The organism is Pseudomonas sp. LAIL14HWK12:I10 (assembly GCF_900184205.1).
Classification (GTDB): domain Bacteria; phylum Pseudomonadota; class Gammaproteobacteria; order Pseudomonadales; family Pseudomonadaceae; genus Aquipseudomonas; species Aquipseudomonas kermanshahensis.
Genome location: NZ_FXWU01000004.1, coordinates 143,670 through 156,781 on the forward strand (window position 1 = coordinate 143,670; position 13,112 = coordinate 156,781).

General features: G+C 62.2%; 12 protein-coding genes and 1 riboswitch. Of the genes, 5 read left to right on the plus strand and 7 right to left on the minus strand.

Translation table 11 applies throughout. The annotated features are described in order from the left end of the window. Window positions 1-62: 62 nt before the first annotated feature. A riboswitch (cobalamin riboswitch) is annotated at window positions 63-284 on the minus strand. A 72-nt stretch (window positions 285-356) separates the two neighbouring features. Continuing rightward, complete coding sequence (locus QOS90_RS10800) at window positions 357-2,903, minus strand: dermonecrotic toxin domain-containing protein (RefSeq protein WP_085272760.1); 2,547 nt, start codon at window positions 2,901-2,903, stop codon at window positions 357-359. Window positions 2,904-3,048: 145 nt separating this feature from the next. On the opposite strand from QOS90_RS10800, the gene QOS90_RS10805 reads away from it, so the two are divergent. Further along, window positions 3,049-4,365 carry a PQQ-dependent sugar dehydrogenase gene (locus tag QOS90_RS10805; RefSeq protein ID WP_085272759.1) on the plus strand — a complete coding sequence of 439 codons (1,317 nt, stop codon included), beginning with the start codon at window positions 3,049-3,051 and terminating at the stop codon, window positions 4,363-4,365. 124 nt (window positions 4,366-4,489) lie between these two features. Here QOS90_RS10805 and QOS90_RS10810 read toward each other — a convergent pair whose 3' ends face one another. The 5 genes from QOS90_RS10810 to QOS90_RS10830 form a co-directional block, all read right to left on the minus strand. Beyond that, window positions 4,490-5,023, minus strand: coding sequence for a C40 family peptidase (locus QOS90_RS10810; RefSeq protein ID WP_027595861.1), 534 nt, complete (start codon window positions 5,021-5,023; stop codon window positions 4,490-4,492). Between the two features lie 140 nt (window positions 5,024-5,163). Then, the gene (locus tag QOS90_RS10815) at window positions 5,164-5,805 is read right to left on the minus strand and encodes a C40 family peptidase (protein WP_027595860.1); all 642 of its coding nucleotides are present in this window, start codon (window positions 5,803-5,805) and stop codon (window positions 5,164-5,166) included. Between the two features lie 127 nt (window positions 5,806-5,932). Beyond that, entirely contained in the window at window positions 5,933-6,640 is a 708-nt protein-coding gene (gene hda, locus QOS90_RS10820) for a DnaA regulatory inactivator Hda (protein WP_027595859.1), read from the minus strand. A 150-nt stretch (window positions 6,641-6,790) separates the two neighbouring features. Then, window positions 6,791-7,864, minus strand: coding sequence for an AI-2E family transporter (locus QOS90_RS10825; RefSeq protein WP_085272758.1), 1,074 nt, complete (start codon window positions 7,862-7,864; stop codon window positions 6,791-6,793). 12 nt (window positions 7,865-7,876) lie between these two features. Continuing rightward, window positions 7,877-8,932, minus strand: coding sequence for a DUF2066 domain-containing protein (locus QOS90_RS10830; protein WP_085272757.1), 1,056 nt, complete (start codon window positions 8,930-8,932; stop codon window positions 7,877-7,879). 514 nt (window positions 8,933-9,446) lie between these two features. Between QOS90_RS10830 and purM the strand changes: the two genes are divergently transcribed. The 4 genes from purM (at window position 9,447) to QOS90_RS10850 (ending at window position 12,501) form a co-directional block, all read left to right on the plus strand. Beyond that, entirely contained in the window at window positions 9,447-10,505 is a 1,059-nt protein-coding gene (gene purM, locus QOS90_RS10835; protein WP_027595856.1) for a phosphoribosylformylglycinamidine cyclo-ligase, read from the plus strand. Then, window positions 10,505-11,158 (plus strand): phosphoribosylglycinamide formyltransferase, encoded by a 654-nt coding sequence (gene purN, locus QOS90_RS10840; protein WP_085272756.1) that lies wholly within the window; start codon window positions 10,505-10,507, stop codon window positions 11,156-11,158. Before purM ends, purN begins: the two co-directional genes overlap by 1 nt. An 8-nt stretch (window positions 11,159-11,166) precedes the next feature. Continuing rightward, window positions 11,167-11,877, plus strand: a complete 711-nt coding sequence (locus QOS90_RS10845) for a DUF3108 domain-containing protein (RefSeq protein WP_027595854.1) — start codon at window positions 11,167-11,169, stop codon at window positions 11,875-11,877. A gap of 441 nt (window positions 11,878-12,318) precedes the next feature. Continuing rightward, window positions 12,319-12,501 carry a hypothetical protein gene (locus tag QOS90_RS10850; protein WP_027595853.1) on the plus strand — a complete coding sequence of 61 codons (183 nt, stop codon included), beginning with the start codon at window positions 12,319-12,321 and terminating at the stop codon, window positions 12,499-12,501. A 57-nt stretch (window positions 12,502-12,558) separates the two neighbouring features. On the opposite strand, the gene QOS90_RS10855 is transcribed toward QOS90_RS10850, so the two are convergent. Beyond that, complete coding sequence (locus QOS90_RS10855) at window positions 12,559-13,098, minus strand: DUF2058 domain-containing protein (protein WP_027595852.1); 540 nt, start codon at window positions 13,096-13,098, stop codon at window positions 12,559-12,561. Window positions 13,099-13,112 lie beyond the last annotated feature (14 nt).

The following is a 13,112-nucleotide window of genomic DNA, read 5'->3' on the forward strand; positions in this document are numbered from 1 at the left end:
GACGGAGAACGCGCAGGAGCCGTGGCTGGACGCCACGGTGCACCGCGCATCACCCTCCGTGATGCCGTTGGCTGAATCAGGCCGGTCTCCGGGCTTGTGAGCGGGCCTTGGCCCACGCCTGCGCGCCTTCCCGGATGCTGGCATCCAGTGGCTGTGCGCGACATTTGACTCACTTACCGTTGCGGGGGCAGCGCCGGGCTCGCGCCTTTGCTGGCGCCCACCGGCTTCCCAGTTTCACCCTGCCCAGACGGGGCTGGCAGGGCACCTGAAACACGCGCGAAGGTTAGAGGGTTGGGGCGGGAGCGTCAATCGAACGCGCCCGCCTTTGGCGCAGCGGTGGTGCTCAACTAACGACATTATTCAGGAAAGAATCGCGTCACCAGTGCCGGCGTCCTGATGTGCGCCGTGTAGGCCGCCAGGTCGAAGGCAAGCCCTGTGCGCAGGTCGTAAACCGGCCCCAGTGCAGGTTTGATGGTCTGCTTCAGGGTGACCTTGATGAAGCGATAGTACTCGCCATAGACCTGCTGCAAGGCATCGATGCGGAAGTAGTTGCCAGGCTGGAACAGCGTTTCGGCCTCTTCGGAATACGACGAAAAGGCGCTGATCGGCGTTGCGCTGTGGTAGTCCCCGGCAGGCAGCTCGAACACCACCGAACTGTCATCGAACAAGCCTGGCACGCCGCCCGGCACGTTCGGGTAACGCAAGCAGGCAAACTCTGCGGCCATGTAGGGGTTTTCGGTGAACGAGGTGAAGTCGGTATTGACCAGCACATCGCCAACCCGCAGCTCACCGTTTCGGTAACGCTCACCACCTGTACGGCGCGAGCGATGCCCCCCTCGGTACAACCTCACCTGATTGTTTTTGGGCAACTGTTCGAGGCTATCGGCAAGGTCGGCAATATAGTCATCCTCATCGCCATACCGGTAGCTCCCCGAGCGGAACACATCGTTCACTTTCGACTCATCGCTGGTGTAGTAGTCGACCAGTGCGTTGAAGTACTCCGGGCCGCAGTGATACGAGTAGTGCGTGCGGCCCGCGACCTTCACGCAGTCCAGGTTGCGCTCATCGAGGTCGGGCGCCCGTCCGCGGGGCAGTTCGACGACAGGCCAGGACGCCAATAACGCCTTCTGCCGCTCAAGCGCGAATTCACCCAGCTTCTTGCTCTGCGGGCCGTTCGCCAACGTATAGGTATCCCAGAACGGTGAATTTGTGCTCGGCATACCTTCAACGGCCAAGGGTGTCCCCCCCAGCAATCGGGGCGGCGCCAGCACTTCCCACTCCCCGGCCTGGTTCAGACGCACCGGGTGCAGCGGGCTGAAGGCAAACGGGTTATCTGCCGAAACCACCAACCACACGGCCAGCTCATGGCTGTAACGCACGCGATAGGGCAAACCTTGCACATTGATCCAGCAACTGCCGTCGTCATTGACGTGAATGCCGCGCAAGCGGCCCTCCTCGCCCGGCTCCCCGGTCAGCACGGTATTGGCGCCCTGCAACTCCTCCGGCAAGGCCGAAGCAGTCGTCGGTTGCCAGCGCCCCAATGAAAGGTTCGTTTCATGGGGCGGTGCTTGATACGCCAGCGAGGCAAAGCTCGCCTGGAAGCTGATATCGACCAGGTTCATGCTGGCGAATACGCTTTCGAGCATGGCCGAGCGCAGGGCATCCTTGCGGCTCTGTTCATCACCCGCGTGCAAAGCAGCGTCCACGTCCAGCGCCACCTTGCCCACACTGGCCCCCAGCAGCATCAGCGTGACCGGCCAGCCCAACGGCGCAAAACCACCAAACACCCCCAGGAACGCCGCCAGATACCCACTGCACATGGCCTTGCGCAGCCCGGCATTGGTTTGCATCAGTTGCGCATTACCCTGCATTTCGAGCCTGGCCTGCTCGGCCAGGTAAGCAAACAGGGTCGTGCCAAGCGGCCGCTTGAACAACGTCAGAGCGATCAATGCGGCTTCGTTCGAACGGCTGTCGGCAATACCTTGCAGGTGCACCTTGATCAACCGCCTGGCGGTGGTATCACGCGGATTGCTATGGGCTCCCGCCACGAAGGCATCGAGGGTGTCCTTCGACTGCAACTGCGTGCGTATCCAACTCACCATCGCGAATTCGGAATCGAAGCCCTTGAGCGGCTTCTCTGCCCACGGCATATAGGCCATGACCCGCCCATCGGGCGCACTCAGGCTGAACAAACACCAGCGATCCGTTTCACCAAACACATAGCGGTGGACCGTTATCTCGCTGCGCGTGGCGTCCTGTTCGAGAACCTCCAGGGTCGGCAATTCACCATTAGGCAAGGCGTCAGTCACCATCCCCCGCAAGCGCAGCCAATCTGCATGCGAGATTGCGCCATCCGCCAATGCCACTGCACCCTGCCCTAACACATTGGTTTTGGCCAGCACCCGGAAATGATCGCCATAATGGGACCAGAAGCGCTGGACTTGCGCACGATAGGAAACCGCGAAGTCCAGCGCCCACAGGTCTTTTTGCACGTCACTGCCCAGCATCGGCACTTCGTTGCGCTCGTCGTAAAACGGCGCATGGGGCCCCTGCCGGTAAAACCCGCCACGCATGTCGAGCTCGTCACTGGCATCTTGGAAGTACAGGTCGAAGCGGTCGATTACCAGTTCGTGCATCAACATCGACTTCTGCGGCGGATGGCTGTGTTGCCAACCGGTTTTACTGAGGCTGCTGGAGTTCTCGTTATTGAACTGGTGCCACCAGACGAAGCGAGGGTCAATTCGCCTGCCCGTGTGTTTTTGCAGAATGCGCGCAGCCTGCTGGCTCGCCAGCGCGTAAGGGTCGGGGTAATCCCGTACCACGTCATCCACCAGCCGGACCAGCGGCCGCGCAGCATCGAATGCCTCGAGGCTGCGAATCACCCTTGCTTTTATATCCGTCATGGCCCACTCCAGGCACTAGAAATCGGGCGTTCATCCTGGCGGCCTGCATCATTGCCGTGTGGTAGATGTATGCCTCCCGCCGCTGAACCCCGTGCGCACAACCCTGCTCTGAATATTGAGTGTTCCTTTTCGGAGAGCAGCGACCATGAAGCGCATCGGCATTGTCTTACCCTGGGTGTTGGCTGCCGGCCTGGCAGGATGCAGCGACACAGCCCACCTGGACGTGATGGACGGCAGCGGCCCTTCGCCGCAACTGCCCGCGCCCAGCCAGTCGCTGGTCCCCACGGTGAACATCGCGCCGGCCATTGGCTGGCCCCAGGGCGCCAAGCCCCAAGCTGCAGCCGGCACGCAGGTAACGGCCTTCGCCGACAAGCTCGACCACCCGCGCTGGCTCTATGTGTTGCCCAACGGCGATGTGCTGGTGGCCGAAACCAACGCCCCGCCCAAGCCTGAAGATGGCAAAGGCCTGCGTGGCTGGGTGATGGGCAAGGCGATGCAGCGCGCCGGCGCCGGCGTGCCTAGCGCCAACCGCATCACCTTGCTGCGCGATGCCGACCATGATGGGGTCGCGGAAGTGCGCACCACCTTCATCGAAGGGCTCAATTCGCCCTTCGGCATGGCGCTGGTGGGCAAGGACTTTTACGTGGCCGACACCGACAAACTGCTGCGCTTTCACTACGAGCCCGGGGCCATGCACATTCGCGGCGAGGGCCAGCAGGTGGTCGAACTGCCTGGCGGGCCGCTTAACCATCATTGGACCAAGAACGTGATCGCCAGCCCTGACGGCAAGAAGCTCTACGTGACGGTGGGCTCCAACAGCAACGTAGGGGAAAACGGCCTGGACAAGGAACAGGGCCGTGCGGCGATCTGGGAAGTGGACCCTGCCAGCGGCCAGCAGCGCGTGTTTGCCAGCGGCCTGCGCAACCCCAACGGCCTGGCCTGGGAGCCCCACAGCGGCGCACTGTGGACGGCGGTCAACGAACGTGACGAGATCGGTAGCGACCTGGTGCCGGACTACATCACGTCAGTCAAGGATGGCGGCTTCTATGGTTGGCCCTACAGCTATTACGGGCAACACGTCGACCAGCGTGTCGAGCCCCAGGCCCCGCAGAAGGTTGCCCAGGCACTGATGCCGGACTACGCGGTGGGCCCGCACACGGCATCGCTGGGGCTGACGTTCGCCGAGCCTGGCGTGTTGCCGCCGCCGTTCGGGCAGGGGGCATTCGTGGGCCAGCACGGCTCGTGGAACCGCAAGCCGCACAGTGGCTACAAGGTGATCTTCGTGCCGTTCGATGCAACAGGCAAACCTGCCGGCAAGCCGGTCGACCTGCTGACAGGGTTTCTGAATGACGAAGGCAAGGCCATGGGGCGACCGGTGGGGGTGATCAATGATAAGCGCGGCGGTTTGCTGGTGGCGGATGACGTGGGGAACGTGATCTGGCGGGTGAGCAAGGCCTTGTAGGAGCAGCCTTGTGCTGCGAAGAGGCCGGTGAAGGCCCCTTACCACTAAGACTTGTGCACCGGCCTCTTCGCAGCGCAAGGCTGCTCCTACACAGTCAGCGATCAACTGCTGACTGCGCAGTGCCTCAGGGATTCTGCGCCAGGTGCCCCTGCGGAATCACGCGCTTGGCCTGTAGGTAAGCCTTGGCCCAGTAGCTGTTCGACAGGTAGTCCAGGCGCACCGTACCGCCGGTGGACGGCGCATGCACAAAGCGCCCTTCCCCGACGTAGATACCGGCATGGCTGACTTGCGAGCCACCACTGGTGGCAAAGAACACCAGGTCACCCGACTGCAGTGCCTTGGCATCCACGGTAGGCGCGCGCATGACGATCATCTCCCGCGTCGAACGCGGCAAGCTGATGCCGGCGGCATCGCGGTAGACATACTTGATCAGGCCGCTGCAATCGAACCCGGAGTCGGGCGTATTGCCGCCCCAGCGATAAGGCGTGCCCACCAGCCCGATCGCACGGATCAACACGTCGTCGGCAATCGGCGAACCCTCTGGCTGGCTGTAGGTAACCTGCGGCTGAACCACAGGGGCCGGCGCAGGCGCGCGGCTGGAGCAGGCAGCAAGCAATGCCACCAGGGAAAGGAATGCGAAGCGCGCCATCATTACCATGGCCAGAACATCCTGTCTGAGACCGCTGGACCGCAGCCGAAAAGTGTTGAGAATTTAGATTAGACGCTTTCTGTAAATGCGCACGGCGGCGAGCTTTTTTTCAAAGCATCGCCGCCGTGGCAGGGTAAATCATTTTGCTATCAGTTGCGCGCGATGTTGGTCGGCGCCATCGCCAAGGCACGCTTGGCTTCGATAAAGGTCTTGCTCCAGTAGCGATCACCGAGGCTGTCGATGCGCACACCACCGCTGCGGCGGCTGCTGGAGTGGATGAACTGGTTGTCACCCAGGTAGATGCCCGCATGGCTCACACGGCCACGACCATTGGTGCTGAAGAACAGCAGGTCGCCTGGCTTGAGCTTGTTGCGCGCCACTTTCGGGGCATCGACGTTGATCATTTCACGCGTCGAACGCGGCAAGGTCATGCCGGCTTCTTCGCGGAACAGGTAACCGATGAAGCCGCTGCAGTCGAAGCCGGACTTCTCCGAGGTACCACCGAAGCGGTAGCGGGTGCCGATCAACGACATGCCGCGCTCGAGAATGCTGTCAGCCAGAACGGGCAGCTGGTAAGGCTTGCTGCTGCTGGAGAAGGCCTCCAGGTCATCTTCAGTGGCCAGCTCTTCGGGTTCGCCGAATACCGACGAAGGCGAGGCTTTGGCCTTGAACGCCGACTGTGCGGCGATCGGGGTGTGATCCTGGGGCTGAGATACCGGGGCTTGTGCCGCGCAGCCAAAAAGCAGGGTCACGAGTGCGAGGGGCACGAGGGGTGCGAAGCGCTTTAGCATGGGCACGACCGTGTCAGTAATCCTTTAGAAGGGGGAAACTATGCCCTCTATCATGGCCATTTGCAAATTTTATCGAAAAAGATGTGACTTTTTCGTTTTTCCGCTCTGGCCCAAGGATTTCAGGGGCTTACCAGCCCAGGGTTTCCTTCAGAAAAGGAATGGTCAGCTTGCGTTGCGCTTGCAGCGATGCCTGATCGAGGCGCTCAAGCAGGTCGAACAACGCGCTCATGCTGCGGGTACCGCGGGTGAGGATGAAATGGCCAACCTCATCGGTGAGGTGCAGGCCACGGCGCGACGCGCGCAACTGCAGGGCACGCAGCTTGTCTTCATCAGACATGCCGCGCATCTGGAAGATCAACGCCAGGGTCAGCCGCGACTTGAGGTCGGCCAGTTTGATGGGCAGTTCACGCGGCGAGCTGGAGGCCGCCAGCAGCAAGCGGCGGCCACTGTCACGCAGGCGGTTGAAGAGGTGGAACATGGCCTCTTCCCAATCGGCCTTGCCGGCAATTACATGCAGGTCATCGATGCACACCAGCTCGTATTGCTCGAGGTGGTCGAGCAGTTCGACACCGCGCTCGAGCAATTGCGCCAACGGCAGGTAGACGGCGGGCTCGCCCAATTGCTGGAAACGGTGTGTTGCGGCCTGCAACAGGTGAGTGCGGCCGACACCCTGCTTGCCCCACAGGTAGATGAGGCTCTCGGTCCAGCCGGCGTCAGCTTCGCATAGGCGCTCGACGTAGCCCAATGCCGCAGCATTGGCGCCCGGATAGTAGTTGATGAAGGTGGCGTCATCGCGCAGGCGCACACCCAGGGGCAACTGGATCGGTGGTTTCATGCTCGCGGGCGGTCGCTAGGACCACGGGGGGCCTTTGGTGAACAGTGTGCAAAGTCTATACCCGGAGCGCGGGCGGCACAATCAGTGAGCAGAAGAGCGCAAACAAAATCAACAAGTTGCGGCTCTTTATGGGGGCCTTTCGGCCCCACCTCACAATTCTGGATCGACATCTGCGCCATACATGTCCGACTCTTTGTACAAATCGTGCGCATGCCGCAGCAGCACCATGATCACCGCCGCCACCGGCAGCGCCAGCAGCACCCCGGTGAAACCGAACAGCTCACCACCGGCAAGAATGGCGAAGATCACCGCCACCGGGTGCAGGCCGATGCGGTCACCCACCAGCAAGGGCGTCAGCACCATGCCTTCAAGCGCCTGGCCGACCATGAACACCGCAACGATGCCCAGCATCGGATACAAGTCACCGCCAAACTGGAACAAGCCGGCCACCAGCGCCGCACCGATACCAATGATAAAGCCCATGTACGGCACGATCGCTGCCAACCCCGCCAGCATGCCAATCAGCAAGCCAAGCTCGAGCCCCACCAGCATCAGCCCAGCCGAGTAGATGACGCCCAGTGCGAGCATGACCATCAGTTGGCCGCGGACGAACGCGCCCAGCACCTCATGGCACTCCCCCGCCAACTCCACGATCTGCGGTTCGCGGTGGCGCGGCAGCAGGCTGCGCAGCTTGGCCATCATCAGGTCCCAGTCACGCAGCAGGTAGAAGCCCACCACCGGGATCAATACCAGGTTGGCCAGCCAGGCGATCAAGGCCAGGCTTGATGCCGTGGCCTGGGATAGCACGATACCGACGATGTCGGTGGTCTGGCCCATGTGCTCGCCAATGGCGGCCTTGATCTTGTCGAACTTCCAGAAGCCGTCGGCCAGGCCAAGGCGGTGTTGCACCCAGGGCAACGCCACGTGCTGCAGCCAGTCGAGCATCTGTGGCGCCAGTTCGTACAAACGCACCAGCTGTTTGGCCAGCATCGGCACCAGCACCAGCAACAAGGCCATGAGTATCAGGGTGAAGAGGCCGAACACCACCACCACGCCCCACGTGCGGGACAGCCCCAGGCGCTCCAGGCGGTCTACCAGCGGGTCTGCCAGGTACGCCAGCAGGATGCCGATCAGAAACGGGGTCAGAATATTGTGCAGGCTATATAACAGCACGGCCATCAGCAGTGCTGCGCCCAGCCAGATCCAGCGGCGCATATCGGTCACTATGGGTACTCCTTACCAGCGAAAACGCAGGCCGTCGAACGGCTTGGGTACGTCAGGTTGCTCGGGGCTCACGCCCGTTGAAGGGGCAGGCACGGCGGGGGCAACGGGCGCCTGCTCAGCGGGTACCTCCTGCAACTTGGCCAGGCCGAGTTGGGCACGTAATTGGTCGCGGTTGGCCGTGACACCGTAAGTCAGCGTGCTGCCTTCGACCATTTTAAGCCGCGGGCCATAGGGTTCGAGCACGCGGCTCAGTTCGGCGTAGCGCTGCAGGTTCATCCCCTGCACCTGGATCTGCAACTGGCTGCTAGCACCAGGGCGGGTCACATAGCGCGGCGCCAGGCGGCTGCTCACAGCCAGCATCACCGCGTCGGCCAAGGCCGCCTGGTCGGCGCCCTCGGCACTGCCCTGCTCGTGCTGGTCGCCTACCCACAGCTGCCATTTGCCTTGCCATTTGCCATCCGCCTCTTGGGCGTGTACCGCCAGTAGGGCATCGGCCGCGTAGCGCTCGGAAGCTTCGCGCAGCGGTTTTGGGTCATTGCCTTCGACCTGCTTGGCATTGGCCACCAACTGCTCTTGCAGGTCGGCCAGCGGCAGCCGCAATGGCAGCCCCCGGTGCTGAGCCGCACGGCGCAAGGGTTGGGCCGCGGATTGGCCGTCACCCACCAGGTTGCTGCCCTCGGCGTTGTCGTTGAGCCACCAGCTGAGGATCGACGGCCGGTTGCTGCCCCACAGGGCAAGGCCGGCCTTGCGCAAGGCGCGTTCGGTGCTGCCGGGGTCGAACTCGACCAGCACGGACTCGGGCGGGCCGGCTTCGGTACCAACCTGGTTGATGATTTGCTGCGGGTCTTTGCGCAGCTCGGCCAATGCCGGGCTTTGCGCCGCCTTCGGGTCACCGGTCAGGCGCAGGACCAAGGTCTCGAGGGCCTTGCCGGTGGCCTGGGTACGGGCTTCAGCGCCCTGCCCCTGAAGCGGCTCGCGCACCTGATAAAGCCCGGAGACGGTCTCGGCTTGCGCGGCTAGCGAGATCAGGGCAAGACAACCTGCTGCCAGAGTGTTGAAAAGACGCATGGAGGATTCCTGTCCAGAAACAAGGTGGAACGGCCGTTGTCATGCAGGCTGTGACCGCGGTGGAACGAAAAATGCTCCTATATGGCTTACACCTTATACAGGGGCGCGCATGACTGCCAGGCGCAGGCCTCGGGATTTAGGGTGTTTTCACGATCGAGCGCCGCCCGCGCGGCGCTTCGCAGCACAAGGCTGCTCCTACAATTTGCTTCGGGCCAGTGACGTTTGCAGGAATAATTGGCCCTAATAACTGTAGGAGCAGCCTTGTGCTGCGAAGCGCCGCACGGGCGGCGCTCGATCTCCCAGGCGACACAACCCTCAACCCACACCCTCCCCACTCACCTTTTTAACGCTTTCAAGCCCTGCCCGTCGGCCTGAGGATGGCCGCTGCACGGCAACCCTGATAAAATCGCGCGCCTTCACAGACCTCTGACGTTTCAGGCAGCCGCCGCAGCAAAGCCGGCCTTGGCCGTCACGGTCGTTTTTAAGAATCCCTCCCTCCTAAAGGCCTGGATCAATGAGCAAGCAACCCTCCCTGAGCTACAAGGACGCCGGTGTAGACATCGACGCCGGCGAAGCACTGGTCGAACGCATCAAGGGCGTGGCAAAACGCACCGCACGCCCTGAAGTCATGGGTGGCCTGGGTGGCTTCGGCGCCCTCTGCGAGATCCCGGCCGGCTACAAGCAGCCGGTTCTGGTCTCCGGCACCGATGGCGTCGGCACCAAGCTGCGCCTGGCCCTGAACCTGAACAAGCACGACAGCATCGGCCAGGACCTGGTCGCCATGTGCGTCAACGACCTGGTGGTGTGCGGCGCCGAGCCGCTGTTCTTCCTCGACTACTACGCCACCGGCAAACTGAACGTCGACGTCGCCGCCACCGTGGTCACCGGTATCGGTGCAGGCTGCGAACTGGCGGGCTGCTCGCTGGTCGGTGGTGAAACCGCCGAAATGCCTGGCATGTACGAAGGCGAAGACTACGACCTGGCCGGCTTCTGCGTCGGCGTGGTAGAAAAAGCCGAGATCATCGACGGCTCCAAGGTTGCCACCGGCGACGCGCTGATCGCCCTGCCGTCTTCCGGCCCGCACTCCAACGGCTACTCGCTGATCCGCAAGATCCTCGAAGTGTCCGGCACCGACATCGAGAACACCCAGCTCGACGGCAAGCCACTGACCGACCTGCTGATGGCGCCGACCCGCATCTACGTCAAGCCGCTGCTGCAACTGATCAAGCAGACGGGCGCAGTCAAGGCCATGGCCCACATCACCGGTGGCGGCCTGCTGGACAACATCCCGCGCGTACTGCCGAAAAACGCCCAGGCCGTGGTCGACGTGGCCAGCTGGCAGCGTCCAGCGGTATTCGACTTCCTGCAGGCGCAAGGCAACGTTGACGAGCATGAAATGCACCGCGTGCTGAACTGCGGCGTCGGCATGGTCATCTGCGTAGCTCAGGACCAGGTCGAAAACGCCCTGAACGTTCTGCGCGCTGAAGGCGAGCAGCCTTGGGTCATCGGCCGCATCGAAGAGGCCGCCGAAGGCGCCGCCCAGGTCGAGCTGCAGAACCTCAAGGCACACTGATGCCGAGCAAGACCTGCAATGTAGTGGTATTGCTGTCGGGTTCCGGCAGCAACCTGCAAGCCCTGATCGACAGCTGCCGCGGTGAAGACAGCCCGGTGCGCATCCGTGCGGTGGTGTCCAACCGCGCCGATGCCTACGGCCTGCAACGCGCCGCAGCCGCTGGCATCGACACCGCCGTACTGGACCACACCGCCTTTGACGGTCGTGAAGCCTTCGATGCCGCGCTGATGGCGCGCATCGACGGCTTTGCGCCAGACCTGGTGGTGCTGGCCGGCTTCATGCGTATCCTCAGTGGCGGCTTCGTCCGCCACTATCAGGGCCGCCTGCTCAATATCCACCCGTCGCTGCTGCCCAAGTACAAGGGCCTGCACACCCACCGACGGGCCCTGGAGGCAGGCGACGCCGAGCATGGCTGCAGCGTACACTTCGTCACCGAGGAACTCGATGGCGGCCCACTGGTCGTACAGGCTGTGGTACCGGTGAAGTCGGACGACACCGCTGAAAGCCTGGCCCAGCGGGTTCACCACCAGGAACACCTGATCTACCCGTTGGCCGTGCACTGGTTCGCCGAGGGGCGCTTGCGTCTGGACGAGCACGGTGCCTTACTGGATGGCCAGCCCCTGGCGGCCAGCGGTCACTTGATTCGATCCTAGGAGACTTTATGCGTCGCGCCCTGCTCTTGGCTCTCGCCGTGCTCGCCCTGCCCCTCCAGGCAGCTGATCTGAAGCCTTTTTCGGCCAGCTACACCGCCGACTGGAAGCAGCTGCCCATGAGCGGCACCGCCGAGCGCAGCCTGGTGAAGAATGCCAACGGTACCTGGGACCTTAATTTCAAGGCTTCCATGATGATCGCCAGCCTGACCGAGCAAAGCACCCTGCGCTTGGAAAACGACACCCTGCTGCCGCAGAAGTACCACTTCGAGCGTGGCGGCCTGGGCAAAGCGAAGAAGGTCGACCTGAACTTCGACTGGACCAGCAAGAAAGTCACCGGTAGCGACCGTGGCGATGCGATCAACCTGCCGCTCAACCGCGGCGTGCTGGACAAGTCGTCCTACCAACTGGCGCTGCAGCATGATGTGGCGGCCGGCAAGAAGAGCATGACCTACCAGGTGGTCGACGGTGACGAGATCGACACCTACGACTTCCGCGTTCTGGGCACCGAGAAGGTCACCACCAAGACCGGCCAGGTCGATGCGGTCAAGGTCGAGCGCGTGCGCGACCCTAGCCAGAGCAAGCGCATCACCGAGCTGTGGTTCGCCAAGAGCTGGGACTACCTGCTGGTACAACTGCGCCAGGTCGAAACCGATGGCAAGGAGTACGTGATTGTGCTGCAGGATGGCACGGTCGATGGCAAGCCGGTGAAGGGTAACTGATCCGCAGCCTGAAGCACCCGGAGCCCCGCCTTGTGCGGGGCTTCGTTTTTTGAGGTGCTCGCCACAGCATCTTCAGCGCCTATGAGATCGAGCGCCGCCCGCGCGGCGCTTCGCAGCACAAGGCTGCTCCTACATCTGTTTCGGGCCAGTCACGCCTATACCAACGCGCGCGACCGCCTTGTTTGTTCTGCATGAGGGGCGCGCGCCTGTGTCTCAGGATTCATTGGCCCGAAACAAATGTAGGAGCAGCCTTGTGCTGCGAAGCGCCGCGCGGCGGCGCTCGATTTGTGCTCCCACTCAAACCCCAAGCCAAGCAAATCGCAGCCCCTGAGCTTCATGAAACTTGTTTCATCCCTGTTTTATTTACTTAGCCTGCTAACAAACCCTATAAAGGAGGTGTGCGACACAGTGTCGCAACCAACCTAGCAGTGGAGTTTACCGATGACAGTCCAAGTAACCGAACGCGACGAATCGAAAATGTCCCACGAAGGCCTGGCCGCTGGCGTGCGGATCTGGGATGTGCACCAGCAAGGCCAATTGGTCGGGATGTTCCACAATGAGCATGAAGCCCATCAGTACCGTGTAGAGCTTGAGGACCTGGAAAGTCAGCGCACTACACAATGACCCTGCAATGCCACAGTCTTTGAACAAAAAACCCCGCCTAGGCGGGGTTTTTCATGCTTACCACATCAAATCGTCAGGGATCTTGTAAGCCGCGTACGGGTCATCGTCGTCGGCTTCCTCGACATGGGTGTTGAGCAGCAGTACGCGATGCGGGTCGCGCTCCTGAATCTTCACCGCCGCCTCACGCGGAATCACTTCGTAGCCGCCGGCAAACGACACGACCGCCAGCGAGCCATTGCTCAGCTTGCTGCGCATCAGGGCATTGACGGCAATGCGCTTGACCTTCTTGTCGTCGACGAAGTTGTAGTAGTCCTCACTGTTGAGCTTGGGCAGGCGGGTCGCTTCGATCAATTGCTTGATCTGCGCGGCGCGGGCCTTTTGCTCGGCCTTTTCCTGCTGCTGGCGGTTCAACTCCTGGTCACGCTTGGCCTTTTCGGCCATGGCTTCCTTGGCCAGGCGCTGCTGGGTGTCGTCCACCTCGACCTGGCCCTTGTGCTCCAGGCGCTTTTGTTTCTTCTGGGCTTTGTTGGTCTGCGAGACCTGTTTCTGGTTGACCAGACCGGCTTTGAGCAATTGGTCGCGAAGGGAAAGGCTCATGAATGTTCACTCAC

Excerpts from the sequence above, each read along its gene's own strand:
- QOS90_RS10815 (WP_027595860.1), bottom strand. The coding sequence starts at position 5,805 with ATGCTAAAGCGCTTCGCACCCCTCGTGCCCCTCGCACTCGTGACCCTG.
- QOS90_RS10810 (WP_027595861.1), bottom strand. The coding sequence starts at position 5,023 with ATGGTAATGATGGCGCGCTTCGCATTCCTTTCCCTGGTGGCATTGCTT.
- QOS90_RS10855 (WP_027595852.1), bottom strand. The coding sequence starts at position 13,098 with ATGAGCCTTTCCCTTCGCGACCAATTGCTCAAAGCCGGTCTGGTCAAC.
- QOS90_RS10830 (WP_085272757.1), bottom strand. The coding sequence starts at position 8,932 with ATGCGTCTTTTCAACACTCTGGCAGCAGGTTGTCTTGCCCTGATCTCG.
- QOS90_RS10805 (WP_085272759.1), top strand. The coding sequence starts at position 3,049 with ATGAAGCGCATCGGCATTGTCTTACCCTGGGTGTTGGCTGCCGGCCTG.
- purM (WP_027595856.1), top strand. The coding sequence starts at position 9,447 with ATGAGCAAGCAACCCTCCCTGAGCTACAAGGACGCCGGTGTAGACATC.
- purN (WP_085272756.1), top strand. The coding sequence starts at position 10,505 with ATGCCGAGCAAGACCTGCAATGTAGTGGTATTGCTGTCGGGTTCCGGC.
- hda (WP_027595859.1), bottom strand. The coding sequence starts at position 6,640 with ATGAAACCACCGATCCAGTTGCCCCTGGGTGTGCGCCTGCGCGATGAC.
- QOS90_RS10800 (WP_085272760.1), bottom strand. The coding sequence starts at position 2,903 with ATGACGGATATAAAAGCAAGGGTGATTCGCAGCCTCGAGGCATTCGAT.
- QOS90_RS10845 (WP_027595854.1), top strand. The coding sequence starts at position 11,167 with ATGCGTCGCGCCCTGCTCTTGGCTCTCGCCGTGCTCGCCCTGCCCCTC.
- QOS90_RS10850 (WP_027595853.1), top strand. The coding sequence starts at position 12,319 with ATGACAGTCCAAGTAACCGAACGCGACGAATCGAAAATGTCCCACGAA.